The organism is Pseudomonas protegens, assembly GCF_003363755.1.
GTDB classification, from domain to species: domain Bacteria; phylum Pseudomonadota; class Gammaproteobacteria; order Pseudomonadales; family Pseudomonadaceae; genus Aquipseudomonas; species Aquipseudomonas danubii.
This window is the reverse complement of sequence record NZ_CP031396.1, coordinates 3,967,006-3,986,392: the sequence shown is the minus strand read 5'-3', so window position 1 is coordinate 3,986,392 and position 19,387 is coordinate 3,967,006. Positions and strand designations below refer to the sequence as shown.

13 protein-coding genes and 1 pseudogene are annotated in these 19,387 nt (G+C 63.4%); 3 read left to right on the top strand and 11 right to left on the bottom strand.

The features are described 5' to 3' along the window. Positions 1-48: 48 nt before the first annotated feature. From DWF74_RS18035 to hutC, 4 genes are all read right to left on the bottom strand, one after another. Complete coding sequence (locus DWF74_RS18035) at positions 49-1,518, bottom strand: purine-cytosine permease family protein (RefSeq protein ID WP_115581430.1); 1,470 nt, start codon at positions 1,516-1,518, stop codon at positions 49-51. A gap of 145 nt (positions 1,519-1,663) precedes the next feature. Next, a complete protein-coding gene (gene hutU, locus DWF74_RS18030; protein ID WP_102862762.1) occupies positions 1,664-3,346 on the bottom strand; it encodes a urocanate hydratase in 1,683 nt (560 codons plus the stop codon). A gap of 403 nt (positions 3,347-3,749) precedes the next feature. Then, complete coding sequence (locus DWF74_RS18025) at positions 3,750-4,322, bottom strand: HutD/Ves family protein (protein WP_102862761.1); 573 nt, start codon at positions 4,320-4,322, stop codon at positions 3,750-3,752. After that, positions 4,319-5,068 (bottom strand): histidine utilization repressor, encoded by a 750-nt coding sequence (gene hutC, locus DWF74_RS18020; RefSeq protein WP_102862760.1) that lies wholly within the window; start codon positions 5,066-5,068, stop codon positions 4,319-4,321. The genes DWF74_RS18025 and hutC overlap by 4 nt, the downstream gene beginning before the upstream one ends. A 107-nt stretch (positions 5,069-5,175) precedes the next feature. Here hutC and DWF74_RS18015 point away from each other — a divergent pair, with 107 nt between their 5' ends. Beyond that, positions 5,176-6,540, top strand: coding sequence for a formimidoylglutamate deiminase (locus DWF74_RS18015; protein ID WP_115581429.1), 1,365 nt, complete (start codon positions 5,176-5,178; stop codon positions 6,538-6,540). Between the two features lie 85 nt (positions 6,541-6,625). On the opposite strand, the gene DWF74_RS18010 is transcribed toward DWF74_RS18015, so the two are convergent. Next, complete coding sequence (locus tag DWF74_RS18010) at positions 6,626-7,195, bottom strand: lipocalin family protein (RefSeq protein WP_102862758.1); 570 nt, start codon at positions 7,193-7,195, stop codon at positions 6,626-6,628. 36 nt (positions 7,196-7,231) lie between these two features. Continuing rightward, complete coding sequence (locus tag DWF74_RS18005; RefSeq protein WP_011058771.1) at positions 7,232-7,486, bottom strand: hypothetical protein; 255 nt, start codon at positions 7,484-7,486, stop codon at positions 7,232-7,234. 281 nt (positions 7,487-7,767) lie between these two features. Between DWF74_RS18005 and DWF74_RS31020 the strand changes: the two are divergent. Together DWF74_RS31020 and DWF74_RS31015 are read left to right on the top strand one after the other, a co-directional pair. Continuing rightward, a pseudogene (locus DWF74_RS31020) lies at positions 7,768-8,754 on the top strand (cache domain-containing protein); the annotation flags it as partial. Positions 8,755-8,895: 141 nt separating this feature from the next. After that, on the top strand, positions 8,896-9,660 hold the full coding sequence (locus tag DWF74_RS31015; protein ID WP_371826192.1) for a methyl-accepting chemotaxis protein: 765 nt from the start codon (positions 8,896-8,898) through the stop codon (positions 9,658-9,660). 70 nt (positions 9,661-9,730) lie between these two features. Here the strand turns inward: DWF74_RS31015 and DWF74_RS17990 are convergent, their stop codons facing one another. The 5 genes from DWF74_RS17990 to DWF74_RS17970 all read right to left on the bottom strand — a co-directional run bounded on the left by DWF74_RS17990 (position 9,731) and on the right by DWF74_RS17970 (position 19,229). After that, complete coding sequence (locus tag DWF74_RS17990; RefSeq protein ID WP_102862755.1) at positions 9,731-10,333, bottom strand: DUF924 family protein; 603 nt, start codon at positions 10,331-10,333, stop codon at positions 9,731-9,733. 3 nt (positions 10,334-10,336) lie between these two features. After that, the gene (locus DWF74_RS17985) at positions 10,337-11,347 is read right to left on the bottom strand and encodes a class 1 fructose-bisphosphatase (RefSeq protein WP_102862754.1); all 1,011 of its coding nucleotides are present in this window, start codon (positions 11,345-11,347) and stop codon (positions 10,337-10,339) included. Positions 11,348-11,521: 174 nt separating this feature from the next. After that, the gene (locus tag DWF74_RS17980) at positions 11,522-12,901 is read right to left on the bottom strand and encodes a DUF3999 domain-containing protein (protein WP_102862753.1); all 1,380 of its coding nucleotides are present in this window, start codon (positions 12,899-12,901) and stop codon (positions 11,522-11,524) included. Further along, positions 12,898-16,539 carry a DUF2339 domain-containing protein gene (locus DWF74_RS17975; RefSeq protein WP_115581428.1) on the bottom strand — a complete coding sequence of 1,214 codons (3,642 nt, stop codon included), beginning with the start codon at positions 16,537-16,539 and terminating at the stop codon, positions 12,898-12,900. Before DWF74_RS17975 ends, DWF74_RS17980 begins: the two co-directional genes overlap by 4 nt. Before the next feature lie 239 nt (positions 16,540-16,778). Next, positions 16,779-19,229 (bottom strand): glycogen/starch/alpha-glucan phosphorylase, encoded by a 2,451-nt coding sequence (locus DWF74_RS17970; protein WP_115581427.1) that lies wholly within the window; start codon positions 19,227-19,229, stop codon positions 16,779-16,781. Positions 19,230-19,387: the final 158 nt, after the last annotated feature.

Genomic DNA, 19,387 nt, shown 5'->3' with positions numbered 1-19,387 from the left:
CTTACGGCAGTTAAGAGGCATCCAGCCCTGTCCACGTCCCGTCAAGACTCACACCGCTGCAGCGCGACGGGCCTGACTCAGCTTTTGTTCGTTGGGCGCGTCCTGCTCTAACGGCAGGATCAGGTGCTCGGGCACCGCGCCATGCCACTTCTTCGCGCAGACGTAGTACAACGCCGCGGGCACCACCAGGCCGATGATCCAGGAGATATCGGTATCGCCCAGACTCGCCACCAGGGGGCCGGTATAGAAGTGGGTGGAAATGAACGGCATCTGGATCAGCACGCCGAACACATAAATAGTGATGCCCATGGCATTCCAGCGCCCGTAGCGGCCGTCTGGATTGGACAGCGCCGGGATGTCATAGCGCTCTTTGGTGATGCAGTAGAAATCCACCAGGTTGATCGCGCTCCAGGGCGTGAAGAACGCCAGCAGGAACAGGATGAAAGACTTGAATGCGCCGAGGAACGAGTGCTGGCCCAGCAGCGCGATCAGGGTCGCGGCACCGACAATCAGCAACACCGCGATCAACCGCTGCAAGCGCGTCACTTTCAGCTCGCCGCGAAAGCCGCTGATGATGGTGGCGATACACATGAAGCTGCCGTAGGAGTTCAGCGTCGAGATGGTCACCTTGCCGAAGGCGATGCTGAAATAGAGCAACGCCGCTATGGCGCCAGTGCCGCCCAGGCCGACGATGTAGGCCACTTCACGACCGGCGAACTGGCCCTGGGACAGGGCCGCGGCGAACACCCCGAGCACCATCGCCACCTGGGCACCGATCACCGAACCGGCACCCGCGGCGAGGAAGGTCTTCAATGGCGACGTCTTGCTCGGCAGGTAGCGCGAATAGTCGGCGACATAAGGACCGAACGCGATCTGCCAGGATGCGGCCAACGACACCGCCAGGAGGAAGCTGCTCCAGCTGAAGTGCCGAATCGCCAGCAAGGCGCTGACGTCGGTCTGGCTCAGCAGCCGGCTGAACAGGTAGAAAAAGGCGATCACGCCGATCACGCTGGCAACCCGGCCGATGTAGTGAATCACCCGATAGCCAAGCACCGTGACCAGCACAATCACGCTGGCGAAGATCAGGATGCCGATGCTGTCGCTGACGCCGAACATCTGGCCCAGCGCCTGCCCGGAAAGCACCGTGCCGGTTGCGGTGAAACCCAGGTACATCAGGCACACCAGCACCATCGGAATGGCCGCGCCATAGACCCCGAACTGCACCCGGCTGGAAATCATCTGCGGCAGGCCGAGCTTCGGTCCTTGCGCCGCATGCAGCGCCATCACTGCGCCGCCCAGCAGTTGCCCGATCAACAGCCCGATCAACGACCAGAACACATCACCGCCCAACACCACCGCCAGAGCGCCGGTGACGATGGCCGTGATCTGCAGGTTGGCACCCAGCCACAGGGTGAACTGGCTCAGTAGACGACCGTGTCTTTCCGCTTCCGGGATGTAGTCGATCGAACGCCTTTCGATCAACGGCTTGCTGCTTGCACGATCATTCGCTAAGGCCATGAACGTCAAACCTCTATGGGCACTGCAGACGATTTCCACTGTAGGAGCGAGCTTGCTCGCGAGGTGGTGCAGCTGATGCACCGTGGTGCTTGCTTCGCCAGCAAGCTGGCTCCTACAGGGAGAGTGGGGTGAACCGATACTCCGGTTACTTGCCGGTGATCATCGGCAGGTTCAGGCCCTGTTCCTTGGCGCAGTCGATGGCGATCTGGTAGCCGGCGTCGGCATGACGCATGACCCCGGTGGCCGGATCGTTGTGCAGCACCCGGGCAATCCGCTCGGCCGCTTCGTCGGTACCGTCGCAGACGATGACCATCCCCGAATGCTGGGAGAAGCCCATGCCGACACCGCCACCGTGGTGCAGGGAAACCCAGGTCGCACCGCTGGCAGTGTTCAACAGGGCGTTGAGCAGCGGCCAGTCGGACACGGCGTCGGAGCCGTCCTGCATGGATTCGGTTTCACGGTTCGGGCTGGCCACCGAGCCGGAATCCAGGTGGTCGCGACCAATGACGATCGGCGCCGACAGCTCGCCGCTGCGGACCATTTCGTTGAACGCCAGGCCGAGCTTGGCGCGCTGGCCCAGGCCGACCCAGCAGATCCGCGCCGGCAGGCCCTGGAAGCTGATGCGCTCGCGGGCCATGTCCAGCCAGTTGTGCAGGTGGGCATCGTCAGGGATCAGTTCCTTGACCTTGGCGTCGGTCTTGTAGATGTCCTGCGGATCGCCAGACAGCGCCGCCCAGCGGAATGGACCAACGCCACGGCAGAACAGCGGACGGATGTAGGCGGGCACGAAACCCGGGAAGTCGAACGCGTTTTCCACGCCCTCTTCCTGGGCCATCTGGCGGATGTTGTTGCCGTAGTCGAAGGTCGGGACGCCCATCTTCTGGAAGGCCAACATGGCTTTGACGTGCTCGGCCATGGACTGCTTGGCGGCCTTGATCACGGCAGCGGGCTCGGTCTTGGCGCGGTCGCGGTACTGCTCCCAGGTCCAGCCCTTGGGCAGGTAGCCGTTGAGCGGGTCGTGGGCGCTGGTCTGGTCGGTGACCATGTCCGGACGCACACCACGGCGTACCAGTTCCGGCAGGATTTCTGCGGCGTTGCCACACAGGGCGATGGAGATCGCGCGGCCTTCGGCGGTGTATTTCTTGATGCGTGCCAGGGCGTCGTCCAGGTCGGTGGCCTGCTCGTCGACGTAGCGGGTCTTGAGGCGGAAGTCGATGCTGGTCTGCTGGCACTCGATGTTCAGCGAGCAGGCCCCGGCCAAGGTCGCGGCCAGCGGTTGTGCGCCGCCCATGCCACCCAGGCCGGCGGTCAGGACCCAGCGGCCCTTGAGGTTGGAGTCGTAATGCTGGCGACCGGCTTCAACGAAGGTTTCATAAGTGCCTTGGACGATGCCCTGGCTACCGATGTAGATCCAGCTGCCGGCGGTCATCTGGCCGTACATGGCCAGGCCCTTGGCGTCCAGTTCATTGAAGTGCTCCCAACTGGCCCAGTGCGGCACCAGGTTGGAGTTGGCGATCAGCACCCGCGGTGCGTTGCTGTGGGTCTTGAACACGCCCACCGGTTTGCCGGACTGCACCAGCAGGGTCTCGTCGTCATTCAGCTGGGTCAGGGCTTCGACGATCTTGTCATAGCACTCCCAGTTGCGCGCGGCGCGGCCAATGCCACCGTAGACCACCAGTTCCTTGGGATTCTCTGCAACTTCCGGGTCGAGGTTGTTCATCAGCATGCGCAGCGGCGCTTCGGTCAGCCAGCTCTTGGCGGTCAGCTTGTTGCCACGTGCAGCGCGGATTTCGACGTTGCGGAATTGGGTGGGTTTGCTGTCAGTCACGGAAAAACTCCTCGGCGATGAGTCCAAGGTGCGAAGAGGATTCCATCGACTCTTACGCACACATATTTACTTGTACATACAAGCATATGCAATCAAGCGGCCAACTCGCTTGAGATGTACCTGAAAAACCTTGAGAGCAAACCGCAAGCCTTGCTGGACAAGGCTTTCAACAGGGCGAGAATTTTCCAGAAGAGATTTTTGGCCGCAGCGAAGCTGTTACCAAAACCCGATTTTGCGCTGTGCTGGGGCGTTCGGTAACAAACTGGTGCGCGAGAGAAACAGCAATTGCAGGGAGATGTGCGCCAGTTCTGCACGGCAGGTGCGGGTTGGGGTTCCGGCGCAGCGAGGGAACGAATAGAAGCCGGTAGCAGGCCGTATCCCGGCCTGCGTCCAGCCACAATGATCAGATGGCGGTGAGTTCGATGACGCAGCAGCGTCCATCGGTGGCGATTTCCATAACCCCGGCATTGTCATCCAGGCGCAGGCAGTCATAACGCCCCAATGCCTGCACCGGGATGCTGCCCGTGTCCACCCAGGTCTGCTCGGCGACACTGAACACCAGCACGGTGTGCGCCTGGGTGAAGAAGCGTTGCTGACCATCGAACCACTGCAAGCGGGCGACGTAACGCTCAGGGCAATAGATCAGGTTGAAATCGCGGATCGCGCCCTCCAGCAGGGTGCAATTCACCTGGCTGGCACCGCTGAAGGCAAAGGGGTCCAGGGGCAGCAAGGGCCGTACCTCTTCGCCATCGACCGTCAGTTGCATGCCCGCACCCTGCAGCACGGTGATGATCCGCTGATAACCGGCAAAGCTGGAAAAGCCGCCGGATTCGCCGATATCGGCAATCGACAAGCGCCAGCCAAAACCTTCCAGGCCAGTGCCGGCGTCACGAGTGATTTCTTCGGTGCTGCCGCCGCCGTTTTTCCATGGCATGCGCGGGTAGTCGGCGGCGCGTAACAGAGTGGACTGGATCATTTATGAAAACGCCCTTCCAGACGATGACGGGAACCGGGGTGGATCAAGCGGGCGGCGGTCACCGGCTGGCGCCCGGACCAGGTGCGACGCCGAATCAACAGGCACGGCTCGCCACGCTCGATCTGCAGCAGCTCGCACTCTTCGGGCTCGGCGAGAATCGCCTCCACCACATGCTCGCCCTCGGTCAGGGGGGCGACCTGGGACAGATAGGCGTAAGGGGTTTGCAGGGTGAAGTCCTGCTTGAGGTACTCCGGCGCCACCAGGGCGTTGACGAAGCGATCCTCGATCTGCACCGGGATGTCGTTCTCGAAATGCACGATCAGCGAGTGGAAGACTCGCTGCCCTTCGCGCATGTCCAGGGCCAGGGCGCGCTCGGAACCGGCAGCCTCTTCGCCCAGGGTGACGACCCGGCAGGTGTGGCGATGACCGCGGGAGGCGATCTCGTCGGCAATGTTGTGCACTTCGAACAAGGCCGATTGGCTCTTGGGTTCGGCGACGAAGGTCCCCACGCCCTGCATGCGCACCAGCATGCCCTCAGCGGTCATCTCACGCAGTGCGCGGTTGATGGTCATGCGGCTGAAGCCCAGCTGATTGACCAGCTCGCTTTCCGAGGGAACGCGGTAATGCGGCGGCCAGTTTCCGCTCTCGATCTGCTGGGTGATCATCTGTTTGACGCGGGCATACAAGGGCGCCGGACTATCGCCCAGATGGGCAGCCAGCGGCGATTTGGCAGGCGGAGTCGGCACGGGAAATCCTTGTTGAGCAAAAAAGGTGACTAGCTTGCCGGAGTTTACCGAGCAGGCAAACGTCTGTATATGTATATACAAATAACACACGATGGGGTGCTTGAACCATGTCCGCCTTCTTCGCCGAACGCGCGCTGCTGCCTGATGGATGGGCCAACCATGTACGTCTTGAAGTCAGTGCCGACGGCCTGCTGACTCACATCCAGGCCAACGCCAGTGCAGAAGGTGCAGAACAGCTCAAGGGCCCGCTGCTACCCGGCATGCCCAACCTGCATTCCCACGCGTTCCAGCGAGCCATGGCCGGGCTGGCGGAAGTGGCCGGCAACCCCAACGACAGCTTCTGGACCTGGCGCGACCTGATGTACCGCCTGGTGGGCAAGATCAGCCCTGAACAGTTGGAGATCATCGCCCGCCAGCTGTACATCGAAATGCTCAAGGCCGGCTACACCTCAGTGGCGGAATTCCACTATGTGCATCACGACACGGACGGCCAGCCCTACGCCGACCCTGCCGAGCTGTCCCAACGCATCAGCCAGGCGGCCGCGGCCAGTGGCATCGGCCTGACCCTGCTACCCGTGCTCTACAGCCATTCGGGATTCGGCGGCCAGGCCCCCAATGACGGCCAACGCCGCTTTATCAACAGCACGGAAAACTACCTCCAACTGCAACAGCACTTGCAGCCCCTGCTGGCGCAACAGGCCAACCAGCAGCTGGGCCTGTGCTTTCACTCGTTGCGCGCGGTCACGCCACAGCAGATCAGCGAAGTCCTGGCCGCCAGCGACCGCCAATGCCCCGTTCACATCCACATCGCCGAACAGCAGAAGGAAGTCGACGACTGCCTGGCGTGGAGCGGACGCCGCCCGCTGCAATGGTTGCATGAGAACGTCGCGGTGGATCAACGCTGGTGCCTGGTCCACGCCACTCACGCCGATCCGGAAGAAGTCAGCCTCATGGCCAAAAGCCGGGCCATTGCCGGCCTGTGCCTGACCACCGAGGCCAACCTGGGCGACGGTATCTTCCCGGCGGTGGACTTCCTCGCCCAGGGCGGACGCCTGGGCATCGGCTCCGACAGCCACGTGTCTTTGAGCGTGGTGGAAGAACTGCGCTGGCTGGAGTACGGCCAACGCCTGCGGGACCAGCGTCGCAACCGTCTGTACCGCGCCGACCAGCCCATGGTTGGCCGCACTTTGTACGATGCCGCGCTCGCTGGCGGCGCTCAGGCGCTGGGGCAACCCATAGGTACATTGGCCGTGGGCAAGCGCGCCGATTGGCTGGTGCTGGATGGCAACGACCCTTACCTGGCCACCGCGGATGGCGATGGGATTCTCAACCGTTGGTTGTTTGCCGGCGGCGACCGCCAGGTCCGGGATGTGATGGTGGGTGGTCAGTGGGTTGTGCGTAACGGACGTCACGCCGCCGAAGAAGACAGTAGCCGGGCCTTCACCCAAGTCCTGCGCGAGCTGCTCAACTGACCCCAAGTTCGTAGGAGCCGACGTGCTGGCGAAAGCATTCTCACGAACGCCTTCGCCGGCCAGCCGGCTGCTACAGGGGATGAGTCTATTTCGAGGTCTTGGCCATGGCCGAGTCCGACACCCGCCAGATCAGTCGCGTGGTGTCGTAGCCCTGCTGACGCGCCTTGCTCAGCAACTCTTCACGCACCGTCTCATTGACCTCCTTGGTCCGCGACAGCAACCACAGGTAACGACGGTTGGGATTGCCGACAATCGCGGTCTTGTAGTCATCGCTGACATACAGCACCCAGTAGTCGCCCTTGGTCGCCCCCGGCAGCAGCCGCGAGAACCAGTTATCGAACTCGACCCACAGCTTGTCGGTCTTGCCCGGCACCTGAGGCGTTGCCGTACCACGAGCCTCCTCCCACTTCCACTCCGGGGTCAGGCAGCGGTTGAGCACCGCCACGTTGCCCTCCGGCAACAGGGTGTAGCGGGCCTCGGATTGCGCACAGTTACGCTGGAAATACATCGGCAACCGCGCCAGCTCGTACCAGGTCCCCTGGTAACGCTTGAGATCGACGTGGTTGACGGTCTTGGGCGCCAGCGAATCGTCCCGGGACGTGGCGCAGCCGGCCAAGAGCAGGCCGACCAGAAGAGTGAAAACAAAACGCATCATTATTTTTCTCCCGTGGGCCCGAAGCCCCGGTTTTTTTTACTTCAGGCCTTGCCCGGAAAACATCAGAACCTTGTCACCGGCATACTGCACGCTGATAAAGCTGTTCTTGTCGCCCCAGGTGCAGCTGGACATGCCCAGCGCGCCCGAACAGTCAGTCGGCTTGCCCAGGAGTTGTTCAACCTCGGCCTTGGGCATGCCCGCCGAGAGCTTGGAATAGTTTTCCTGATTGACCTTGCTGCACGCAGCCAGCAGCACGCAGAACGACAACAGAGCGAGAGAACGCAGGGACATGGTGAACTCCTGGACGAAAGGGGGAAGGCCTGTCAGCCAACCAGAAGCTTAGAAGAGAAAACCCCCTTCTGGTTCCCCGCTCGGCCGGGTATTTCTTGCCCGCTGCTCCGGGCATTTTCCCGGTAAATCAAACACCTTTTCGCCTTGCCCTGCTGTTCGTCGGTTTTTCTCCACGAGGCCTCATCTTCAGTAATAGCCAGTCGACATAACTGCAGCGCAAAGCCCTCCACTGTGGCAAATTGACGCCCCTCGTTGACCAGCCCATCGCGGTAGTTCACTTAATGACCAGCAATATGAAATTCAGCCACAAGATCCTGCTTGCCGCCGCCCTTGTGGTGGCCGTCGCGTTCGCCTGTTTTATTCTGTTCAATGACTACCGACAGCGTGAGGCCCTTCGCAGCAGCACCGAGTCCACCATGCAGGAACTGGGCAGCCTGACCACCAGCAATATCCAGACCTGGCTGGAAAGCCGCATCCAGCTCCTGCAGTCTCTGGCCCAGCAGATCGCCGTGGACGGCAACGGCGCCGAGAGCCTGAAACGCAGCGTCGGCCTGCCCGCCTATACCAGCAACTTCCAGCTCAGTTACTTCGGCGGCCAGGACGGCGTGATGTTTTCGGTGCCGGCCGGCAATCGCGCCGCCGACTACGACCCCCGCGCCCGCGGCTGGTACAAGGCGGCCACCGGCGCGCAACGGACCATCGTCACCGAACCCTACATCGCCGCTTCATCCGGCAAACTGGTGATCACCGTGGCCACCCCGGTGCAGCATCAGAACCAGATGATCGGCGTGGCCGGCGCCGATATCGACCTGTCGAGCATCAGCGCCATCATCAACTCGCTGAACTTCGGCGGTCACGGCCAGGCCTTCATCGTCAGCGCCGACGGCAAGATCCTCATCCACCCCGACAGCAAACTGGTGCTCAAGAGCCTCGCCGAAGCCTATCCCGCGGGTGCCCCGAGCATCAGCCCCGGCCTGAAAGAAGTGCAACTGAACGGCAAGACCCAGTTCATCTCCTTCACCCACGTCAACGGCGTGCCCTCGGCCGACTGGTACGTGGCCCTGGTCCTGGACAAGGACACCGCCTTCGCCGTGCTCAGTGAATTTCGCACCTCGGCGATCATCGCCATGCTGATCGCGGTGGTGATCATCATCAGCCTGCTGGGCATGCTGATCCGCATCCTGATGCAGCCGCTGCACGTGATGGGCCGGGCCATGCACGACATCGCCGAAGGCGAAGGCGACCTGACCAAACGCCTGGTGATCCATGGCCACGACGAATTCGGCACCCTGGGGGTGTCGTTCAACCGTTTCGTCGAACGCATCCACAGTTCGATCCGCGAAGTGTCCTCGGCCACCGGTCAGGTCAATGAAGTGGCCCTGCGCGTAGTCGCCGCCTCCAACTCGTCGATGTTCAACTCCGACCAACAGGCTTCGCGCACCAGCAGCGTGGCCGCGGCCATCAACCAACTGGGCGCCGCTGCCCAGGAAATCGCCCAGAACGCTGCCCTCGCCTCGCAGCACTCCAGCGAGGCCCGCAGCCTGGCGCAAGACGGCCAGCAAGTGGTGGATCAGACCATCGCCGCCATGCATCAGCTGTCGGCAAAGATCAGCAGCTCCTGCGACAACATCGAGACCCTCAACAGCAACACGGTGAACATCGGGCAGATCCTCGAAGTCATCACCAGCATTTCTCAGCAGACCAACCTGCTGGCCCTCAACGCCGCCATCGAAGCGGCTCGCGCCGGTGAGGCCGGACGCGGTTTCGCGGTGGTAGCGGACGAGGTGCGTAACCTCGCCCACCGCACCCAGGATTCGGCGCAGCAAGTGCAGAAAATGATCGAGGAGCTGCAAGTGGGCGCCCGTGAAGCGGTGGGCACCATGACCGAGAGTCAGCGTGAGAGCGAAAGCAGCGTCGGCATCGCCAACCAGGCCGGCGAACGCCTGGGCAGCGTGACCCAGCGCATCGGCGAAATCGACGGCATGAACCAGTCGGTGGCCACCGCCACCGAGGAGCAGACCGCGGTGGTGGAGTCGATCAACGTCGACATCACCGAAATCAACACCCTGAATCAGGAAGGGGTGGAAAACCTGCAAGCCACCCTGCGCGCCTGCGCCGACCTGGAACAACAGGCCAAGCGCCTGCAGCATCTGGTGGGCAGCTTCCGTATCTGAGGAGCAGCTTCGCCGGCAAGCCGGCTCCTACCACTCTTCCGTAGGAGCCGGCTTGCCGGTCAAAGCGCGCTTAAAAACGCGAACCAGGCTCGCGCAGGAAAGCCAGCTCCTCGGCAGTGGACTCACGACCGAGGATGGCGTTGCGATGGGGAAAGCGCCCGAAGCGGGCAATGATTTTCTGGTGCCGTTCGGCGTAGTCCAGCTGATCGGCGAACACCGGGCGATCGTCCTCCGGTTGTTCGTCGTGCAGGGCAGCAAAGCGGGAAACCCCTTCGTTCTGCACCGCCAGATGCTCGCAATGCTCGAACACCAGGTAGATGAAGCAGCGCTGCATGGCCGGCAGGCGCCGGTCAAAATCCGCGGCAATGCCTTGCGCCACCAGTGCCTGGGCACGGGTATCGCCGGAGAACGCCTTGGGCGTATCGCGATAGATCATCCGCGGCAACTGATCGAGCAACAGCACCAAGGCCAGCCAACCTTGGGGACTTTGCGTCCACTCGGTCAATCCGCCAGCCAGTGCCTGCTCCACCAGACCACCAAAGCGCTGGCGCGCTTCGAGGTCCTGGCTGTCGCGTTTGCCAAACCACAGCCCGCCCTTGGCAGCGACCACCTCTGCCGGCTTTTCGGCTGAACCGAACCACCAATCAAGCAGAGGCTGCCAGGACTGGGCCATGTCTTATTCCTTGTGGTAGCCCGTCACACGAGCCACTTCTTCCTTGGAACCAAGGAATACGGCAACACGCTGGTGCAGGCCTTCAGGCTGAATGTCGAGGATGCGCTGGCGACCGTCGGTAGAAGAACCGCCAGCCTGTTCGATGAGGAAGGACATCGGATTGGCTTCGTACATCAGCCGCAGTTTGCCCGGCTTCTCCGGCTCGCGGCTGTCGCGTGGGTACATGAACAGGCCGCCACGGGTCAGGATACGGTGCACGTCGGCGACCATGGCCGCGACCCAGCGCATGTTGTAGTTCTTTTTCAGTGGCCCGGTGTCGCCGGCCAGCAGCTCACTCACGTAACGCTTGACCGGGGCTTCCCAGTGACGCTCGTTGGACATGTTGATGGCGAATTCCTGGGTGGATTCCGGGATCTTGATGTCTTCGTGGGTCAGCACGAAGCTGCCCATTTCACGGTCCAGGGTGAAGCCCTTGACGCCATGCCCCAGGGTCAGGATCAGCATGGTCTGCGGGCCGTAGATGGCGTAACCGGCAGCAACCTGCTGGGTGCCCGGCTGCAGGAAGGCCTTTTCGTTCAAGGCTTCGTTCTGGCTCAGGTACTCGTTCGGGCAACGCAGCACCGAGAAGATGGTGCCAACGGGCGCGTTGATATCGATGTTCGACGAACCGTCCAGCGGGTCGAATACCAGCAGGTAGGCACCTTTCGGGTATTTGCCCGGGATCTGGTAGGCATTGTCCATTTCCTCGGACGCCATGCCGGCCAGGTGACCGCCCCATTCGTTGGCTTCCAGGAGGATCTCGTTGGAAATCACGTCGAGCTTCTTCTGCACTTCGCCCTGCACGTTTTCCGTGCCCATGCTGCCCAGAACACCACCCAGGGCGCCTTTGGACACAGCGTGGCTGATCTCCTTGCAAGCACGCGCCACCACTTCGATCAGGAAGCGCAGATCGGCAGGAGTGTTGTTGCTGCGGGTCTGCTCAATCAAATAGCGACTCAGGGTAACGCGGGACATGGAAGGCTCCGGAGGAATGGGGGACTAAAAACCCGCGCAGTTTAACGCGAGTCGGGGCGCATTTCCTCCTCTCAGACAGGGAACCGGCAGATAGAGTTCAGGCACCGGTTTCAGCGTAGCCACAAAACCTCAGCCATGACTGGCCACAGCGCCCTCTGCCACCCCCGCAACCGCTCAGGATTTGACCGCCGGCTTGCGCAGCAGACTGAAGGCCATGCCGGCCAATGCCAGCACCCCCAGGAGCAGCACCGCCCACAGGCCGATTTTTTTCCAGTCCGGCCCGCTGGCCACGGCGACGTCCGGCGACGCCGCAGTGGACGTCGTCAATTGCGCCGCGCCTTCGACCTTGGCCTGGCCCAGTTCCTTGAGACGCTGCGGACTGTAGTCAGGAATCAGGGTGGCCAACGGCAGGTTGGCCGCTGTTGCGGTCGGGTTGCCCAGCGCCAGGGTATAGGGCCCGGCGCCACGAGCCAGGAACACCAGTTGCGTGCCGCGTACGGCAAATTGCAGAGTCGGCGCCTCCGCGCCCAGGCCGCCGCCACGCTCATCCACTGTCAATTTGAGCTGCTGCACGGTCTGCCCCGGCAATTGCAGTTCGTTCTGCTGCACGTCCTGGCCGTTCTGGGTCAGGCGGTACAGCAGGCCATTGCTCAGGGGCTGCCAGGGCAGGCTGCTCTCACGGCGTCCGTACAATGTTGCGGGCGCCAGACTATTGGCCTGTTTGAGCTCGACCCGCACGCGCTCGACATTCAGCCCCTTGGGCAACTGCCAACTGTACTCACCGGCCTTAGCGGCCGTGCCGCCCAGCGGTTGCGACCACACCAGCGGCGACGGCAGGCTGCTGGTGGTGCTGCTCTGCAACTGCACGGAAGTGAGCACTGGCGCCGCCTGTGGGGTGTTCCACAGCAAGCGCAGGTAACGTGCCGACTGCCCGGGCAAAGCCACCTCATGCTGCTCGACCCGCTCGTCGGCAAACGACAGCCGTGCCACCTGGCCTTCTCCCCAGGATTGCCAGTGCTGCAGATCGTCACTGGCCTCGATGCTGAAACGCTGGAAACCGTCGCGCTCACTGGTCCAGTCCAGCACCAGTTGTTGCAGCGGCGCCTTGATGGCGCTGGCATCCAGCAACCAGCCTCGCAGGACTTCTTCACCCGCCTCCAACTCAGTGGCCGGCTGCACTTGAACCAGCGTGCCATTGGCGTTGGACTGCACCCGCACACTGGGGATGCTGTCGCCAGCTTGCGCCGAGTTGTACAGCGGGAACCACTTCACATCAGCAAGGCTGCGCTGCTCGCGAGTCTGCGCCTGCTGACGGGCCACGGCATAGGCCTGGGGCTCGCCGGCGGCGTTGAACACGCGAATATCCCGCAGATCGATCTGGCTGGCCTGGAGCTGCACGGCGAGCGGCAGCTCCAGGCGGTACCAGGGGCCTTCTCCGCTCAGGGTCAAGGGCACCTGGGACTTGAAGTCCCCGGGCTTGTCCTGGGCCACGGCGGACAAAGCCACACACAGGCCCGCAGCCCCCCACCAGCGCAGGTTCAACTTCTGACTCAAGACGACACTCCTTCATTCAAGGGCTTGCCGGCTTCAGGCTCGGCCTCGACCCGCTTGGGCGGCAAGGGGGCGAAATAGCCCACCACCAGCAACAACACACCGACCCCGATGAAAGAGACGATCCGCGCCAGCCCGCCACGATTGCTCAATTCCACCAGGAACAGCTTGGCCACCACCACCGCGATCAACGCCGCGCCGATCAGCCAGACTTCGCGGCGATGGCGCACATGCCCGCCGATCATCAAGCCCAGGGCAATCAGGGTCCAGACGATGGACAGCCCGGCCTGGACCATCATCGACTCAAGCAACGCATCCGCCTGGAACGGCACGCCGCTCCAATGGTGAGCCGCGCGCATGACCAGCACGGTGAAGAAGGCGAACAGGGAAACCCCCGCCACCAACTGGGCGCCGCGCTCGGCGTAATCGCTCCGAAGCGCCAGCACCTGCACCGCGCTGCGGGACCACACATACACCCCGAACAGGGCAAACAGCAGCCCCAGCTCCAGGGGATTGAGCAGCGGCAAGTAAGGCAACGGCTCGGCACGGCCGTCGCTGAAGGTATTGGCCAGCCAGAACCAGCCCAGCATCAACACCGCCAAGGGCAGCGCGGCATACAGGCGGTACTCCCTGGAATGCGCGGCAACCGGCCACGGCCAATGGCGCGGCGCGGCCATGGCCACCAGATACAGGCTCGGCAGGATCGCCCAGCCCAGCCAGCGCCAGGCGTTGTACTGCTCGGACAACAGCAGCAAGGCGTAGCGCAGTTCCAGCGCCAACACCCCCAGCAGCAGCCAGCAACCCAGCACATGGGCGATGCTCAGGACCCGCGTCGGCAGCCATGCCGCCAGGCGCCGCAGACTGAAGAAGTGCACGGCGAACAGCAGGGTCCAGGCCAGCCAGCCCAGATCCGCCGCCGGGTGATAACGCGGTGCCCAAGCCGCCAGCAGCACCAGGGCTCCCGCCGGTATCAGCAGGCTGCACACCAGGCCCAGGGACTTCCACTGCAGGCGCACCGCCAGCAGCGCGCAGAGCAGCACGCTGGCTGCGGTGATCAGCAGCAACAGGCTCGCCTGCCAATGGGCCGGGGCGAAGCGCAGTACTTCCTTGAGCCAGGTAAAGGCCCACCAGCAAGCACCCCAGGCCAACAACAGGTCGGACAGGCGCCCCAGGCTCAAGGCATCGAACGCCGAGCCATGATGGCCCCGCTGCAAGCGCCAGGCCCCTACCAGCGCCGCCAGAGCCAGGACCATCGGCGTCCAGAAGTCGCCATTGGCCAGGGGCCGCGCAGCGTCCGCCACCGCCACGAAATACCAGTCCGAACCGGCCAGCAGGAAGGTGCTGCCGCCAATCACCTGGAGCACCAGGCCAAAGACAAAACTGGCCCGCTGCTGCAAGTACAGGCTGAGCCAGATGATCAACAGCCCGCTGGCGGCCCAGACCCCGCTGGCAGTACGCCAAGGCAGCACAAACAGCACCGCCAGGTTGATCATCATCAAGCCCGCCAGCAGCACCACCGACAGCCCCCGCAACAAGCGCGGGTCCTTGCGCACCATGTCATTGCGGGCGGCCAGGAGCATGCCGCCAATGAGCGCCAGCCCAATCAGCGAGGCGCTCATCAGGCCGCTCCAGCCGGCGCTGAAGACTGCGCTGGCGTCGCCGTCCGCCCCTTGCAGGCGCATCAGGAACAAGGCCCCGCCGAGCAACTGGATGCCGAATGCCGTGAACAGGAAGGCCCGCGATTGCAGGCGCAGGCCGACCCACAAGGTCGCCAGCCCGGCCAGGGCCCAACTGATGGCCGTGCCCTGGGTGAAGAAGAACAAGGGCGCCAGCAGATACAGGAAACCTAGCCCAAGCACCGCCAGGAGAGGCGCAATGCCCTGCTCCCAGGTCGAAGGCAAGGACTTATCGGCCCGTCGCAGTTGGTCGAAGCTGAACAGCAACGCGCCACCGAGCAGCAATGCCCCCAAAGGCGCACCGGCCAGCAGGCTGGTGTTCCCGGGACTCAATTCACTGAGGAAAGCCAGGGCCGAGCCCGCCTGCAACAGCAAGGCAAAGGCCCGGGCCATTGGCCGCTGCTGACGCAGGCCGAGCCAGAAGATCCCCGCGCCCTCCACGGCCCAGGCCGCCGACGTCCAGCGCGCATCCAGGCCCAACGGAATGGCCAGGCTGGCGAAAATCACCCCCAGGGCCAGGCAGGTTTCCCCCAGCAACAGGGCGCGACCACCCATCAGCACCCGCGCCAGGACCATGTAGATCAAGCCCAGGGCCAGGGCACTGAAAGACGCCGCGAACTCCAGATGCCGGACCAGCGCCAGTTGCAAACCGAAAGCCACCAACGGCGGGCCGAAGAGCAGGCTGCCATCGACGTAGTCACCCTTGCGTGCGGACCAGTGCAGCAGCGCCTGACGATCGGCGTGCGCCGGAGCATCGGTCATTTCCAGCAGCTTGCGCCGGGTGAACAGCAGGCCAATGGCCAGGTACATGAGGAAGAACAGGATCAGGAACGGCTCGGTACTCCACAGCAGCTCCGGGGCATAGGAGCGCAGGCCCCAGGCGAAACCGATGCCGAAGGTACCGACAAAGCCGATCAGGTTCAGCAGGCGCCAGGCCTTGAACCAGGCAATGCCGAGGATGCCGGCATTAAGCAGGGCGAAGTAGCTGAACAGCGCCACATGGCTGCCGGCGCCGGTGGACGTCAGGATGGGCGCGGCAAAACCGCCCAGGGCGGCGGCCGCCGCCAGACCCAGGGCATCCTGGGTAATGGCCAGGATCGCCGAAAACACGGTCACGGCCACCAGCAGGCCCAAAGCCGCAGAAGGGTCGAGCAACGGGTGCAGGCGCATGGCCGCGAACACCGTCAGGTAGAGCACGGCGATGCCAGTGCCCTGCAGCATCAGGGCGTAGTTGCTGTTGCGCCGCCGCAGCCACCAACCCAGCCCCAAGAGGCCCAGGGAGCTGGCCGCCACTCCGGCATAACGCAATTCGATGGGCACCACCATGCCTTCGGTGGCATAGCGCAGGAGGAAGGCCAGGCCGAGGAACAACAGCACCACGCCGACCCGCAGCACGGTGTTGCCGCCAAACAGCCAGTTGCGCGCACCGCTGATGGCGCGTTCGATCAGGTTCGGTTGCAGGTCCACAGGGGCCGCAGCTGGCTCTGGCTCCCGGGACGACACCTGGGGCCCGGGTTGCCAGACCGACTCCGGCAGCGGCTGGCTGGCTTGGATTGCCGCAGCAGGGAGCACCGCAGCAGGCAGTTCCCAGACCAGCTCGGGGGCAGCCGGCTCCACAGGCTGGACTTCGTCAAGAATGAATTCAGGCAGGTCTTCGCGTTCCGCCGCGGCGCTCGTGCCTGCGCGAGCCTCGGCAAGCGGGGCATTGACCAGGGGCTCGGCCGCAGGTTCGGCGGCGGGGCTAGCGTTGCTTTCCAGCAGCGCAAGACGCTGGCCCAGGGTGGCCAGGGCCTTTTTCGCCTGTTCCAGCTCACGGTGCTGGTCGACAACCTGGCGATGCAGGGCGCCGAAGCGAATGGCCAGGCCGACAGCCAGGCCCAGCAGGGCACCGATCAGGGCATCACTGATGGACTCATCAACGATCCACCCCAGCACCAACCCCAACAGCATGAACATCCATTGCATGTGTCGATATCCCTAAGCGGTCCACTAAAGGACAGGTACAGCTGTGTTGACGCGTTCGCCGGCAAGCCGGCCCCTACGGAGATTGTAGGCGCCGGCTTGCCAGCGCAGGTCTGTCCCCGATTGGAAGCCGAGCGTGGCCCGAAAGACACCATCCGGGAGATAAAATCGGCGCTCAGTATATCGACCCGACCCAACAAACGTTGGGCCTTATGCACAGTTCGAGAATTCTCCCAAACGCCTCACTCCAGCGCCTTCCAGATCTGCGTGGCGTATTCACGGATGGTCCGGTCCGAAGAAAACCAGCCCATGCGCGCCGTGTTGAGCACCGCCGAACGCCACCATTCCTTGGCGTCGTGCCAACGCTCCTCGACCCGAGCCTGGGCACTCCAGTAGGCATCGAAATCGGCGCAGACCAGGAACCGGTCGTAGTCGATCAGCGAATCGATCAGCCCGGTGTAACGCGACGGATCATCCGGGGAGAACACCCCGCCACGAATCGCCTGCAGCACATCGCTGAGCCGATGGGAGGCGGCGATATCCGGCACCGCGCTGAATTCGCCATTGCGCTTGCGCGCCTCCACCTGCTGGGCGCTGAGACCGAAGATGAACATGTGTTCGGCGCCCACCTGCTCGCACATTTCGACGTTGGCACCATCCAGGGTGCCGATGGTCAGGGCGCCGTTGAGGCCGAACTTCATGTTGCTGGTGCCCGAAGCCTCGAAGCCGGCGGTGGAGATCTGCTCCGACAGGTCGGCGGCGGGAATGATGCTTTCCGCCAGGCTGACGTTGTAGTTGGGCAGGAACACCACTTTGAGCAAGCCACGTACAGTCGGGTCGCTGTTCACCGTACGGGCGATGTCGTTGGTCAATTTGATGATCAGCTTGGCCTGGTGATAACTGGCGGCCGCCTTGCCGGCAAAGATCTTCACCCGGGGCACCCAATCGGTTTCCGGCTCGGCGCGGATCGCCTGGTACAGCGCCACGGTATGCAGCAGGTTGAGCAACTGGCGCTTGTACTCGTGAATACGCTTGACCTGCACATCGAACAGCGCCGCCGGGTTGACCGCGATGCCCAGGCGCTCATGGATGATCGCCGCCAAAGCACGCTTGCTGTGCAGCCGCTGTTCGGCGAACTGCTTGCGAAAGGCGGCTTTCTCGGCGAAGGGTTCCAGCCCCAGTAGCAGCGCCTCGGGATTGTCCAGCAGCTCGGGGCCCAGGACGTCCACCAGCATTTCGGTCAGTTGCGGGTTGGCCTGATACAGCCAGCGGCGGAAGGTGATGCCGTTGGTCTTGTTGTTGATCCGCTCCGGGTACAGTTTGTGCAGCTCGGAGAACACCGTGCTGCGCATCAACTGGGTGTGCAGGCCGGACACGCCATTGACGCTGTGGGAGCCGAGGAACGCCAGGTTGCCCATGCGCACCCGGCGGCCGTTGTCTTCCTCGATCAGCGACACGGCCCGCAGCACGTCGAAATCATGCAGGCCCTTGGCCCGCAATGAGTCGATGTGCTGGGCGTTGATCAGATAGATGATCTGCATGTGCCGCGGCAGCATGCGTTCCATCAGGCCCACCGGCCAGGTTTCCAGGGCCTCGGGTAACAGGGTGTGGTTGGTGTAGGCCAGGGTGTCCACGGTGATCTGCCACGCCGCATCCCAGGCGATGCCGTGCAGGTCCACCAATTGGCGCATCAGCTCGGCCACGGCAATCGACGGGTGGGTGTCATTGAGCTGGATGGCCGCGTGCTCGCCGAGGCTGAGCACCGAGTCGTGCATGTTCTTGTGGCGCCGCAGCAAATCCTGCAACGACGCCGAGACGAAAAAGTACTCCTGGCGCAGACGCAGTTCCTGGCCCGCCTCGGTGCTGTCGGCCGGGTACAGCACCCGGGAGATGCTCTCGGCCCGGGCCACTTCCGCCACCGCCCCCAGGTGGTCACCGGCGTTGAAACGCTCCAGGTGCAAATCCTCCATGGCCCGGGCCCGCCACAGACGCAAGGTGTTGACGCTGGCCCCACGCCAGCCCACCACTGGAGTGTCGTAGGCCACCGCCCTGACGATCTCCGCCGGCCGCCAGACCTGGCGAATGTTGCCCGCTTCGTCGGTCACGCTGTCGACGCTGCCGCCAAAGCCGATGGAGTAGATCACCTCGGGGCGCTCGAACTCCCAGGGATTGCCGAAATCCAGCCAGTGTTCGGTCTGCTCCTGCTGCCAGCCGTCGACAATCGCCTGGCGGAACAGGCCGTGCTCGTAACGGATACCGTAGCCGTGACCGGCCAGGCCCAGGGTCGACATGCTCTCCATGAAACACGCCGCCAGGCGCCCCAGGCCACCATTGCCCAGGGCCGCATCGGGCTCCAGCAGGCGGATGCGTTCCAGGTCCACCCCCAGATCGGTGAGGGCCTCGCGGGCCACGTCCAGCAGGCCAAGATTGCTCAGGCTGTCAAACAGCAAGCGACCGATCAGGAACTCCAGGGACAGGTAATACACCCGCTTCTGACCCTTGCGGTACATCTGTCGCGTGTGATCCATCCAGTGATCGACCATATGGTCCCGTGCCGCCAGGGCAATGGCCTCGAACCAGTCGTGGTCGAAGGCGTGATCCGGGTCTTTGCCAACCGCGTAGGTGAGTTTGGTCAAGACGGCTTCGCGAAAGGCGGCCACCTCAGCGTCACGAACAAGGGATTCCTGAGTCATCGATACGACCTCTGACGAGATACACAGTGAGCATGGAATGGTCTGAGCCTAGTCGGTCTGACACGGAGCGAAGGCTCTGGTTCGGCGCTGTCTCAAATGGCTCGACTCACGAGAGAGCCTTGCGCGCCTGCGGGGGAAAAAGATGCAGATGCCGTGCC

Bases quoted from the DNA above. Each gene is read 5' to 3' on its own strand.
- DWF74_RS18035 (WP_115581430.1), bottom strand. From the start codon at position 1,518: ATGGCCTTAGCGAATGATCGTGCAAGCAGCAAGCCGTTGATCGAAAGG.
- DWF74_RS18025 (WP_102862761.1), bottom strand. From the start codon at position 4,322: ATGATCCAGTCCACTCTGTTACGCGCCGCCGACTACCCGCGCATGCCA.
- DWF74_RS18015 (WP_115581429.1), top strand. From the start codon at position 5,176: ATGTCCGCCTTCTTCGCCGAACGCGCGCTGCTGCCTGATGGATGGGCC.
- DWF74_RS18010 (WP_102862758.1), bottom strand. From the start codon at position 7,195: ATGATGCGTTTTGTTTTCACTCTTCTGGTCGGCCTGCTCTTGGCCGGC.
- DWF74_RS18005 (WP_011058771.1), bottom strand. From the start codon at position 7,486: ATGTCCCTGCGTTCTCTCGCTCTGTTGTCGTTCTGCGTGCTGCTGGCT.
- DWF74_RS31015 (WP_371826192.1), top strand. From the start codon at position 8,896: ATGTTCAACTCCGACCAACAGGCTTCGCGCACCAGCAGCGTGGCCGCG.
- DWF74_RS17990 (WP_102862755.1), bottom strand. From the start codon at position 10,333: ATGGCCCAGTCCTGGCAGCCTCTGCTTGATTGGTGGTTCGGTTCAGCC.
- DWF74_RS17985 (WP_102862754.1), bottom strand. From the start codon at position 11,347: ATGTCCCGCGTTACCCTGAGTCGCTATTTGATTGAGCAGACCCGCAGC.
- DWF74_RS17975 (WP_115581428.1), bottom strand. From the start codon at position 16,539: ATGCAATGGATGTTCATGCTGTTGGGGTTGGTGCTGGGGTGGATCGTT.
- DWF74_RS17970 (WP_115581427.1), bottom strand. From the start codon at position 19,229: ATGACTCAGGAATCCCTTGTTCGTGACGCTGAGGTGGCCGCCTTTCGC.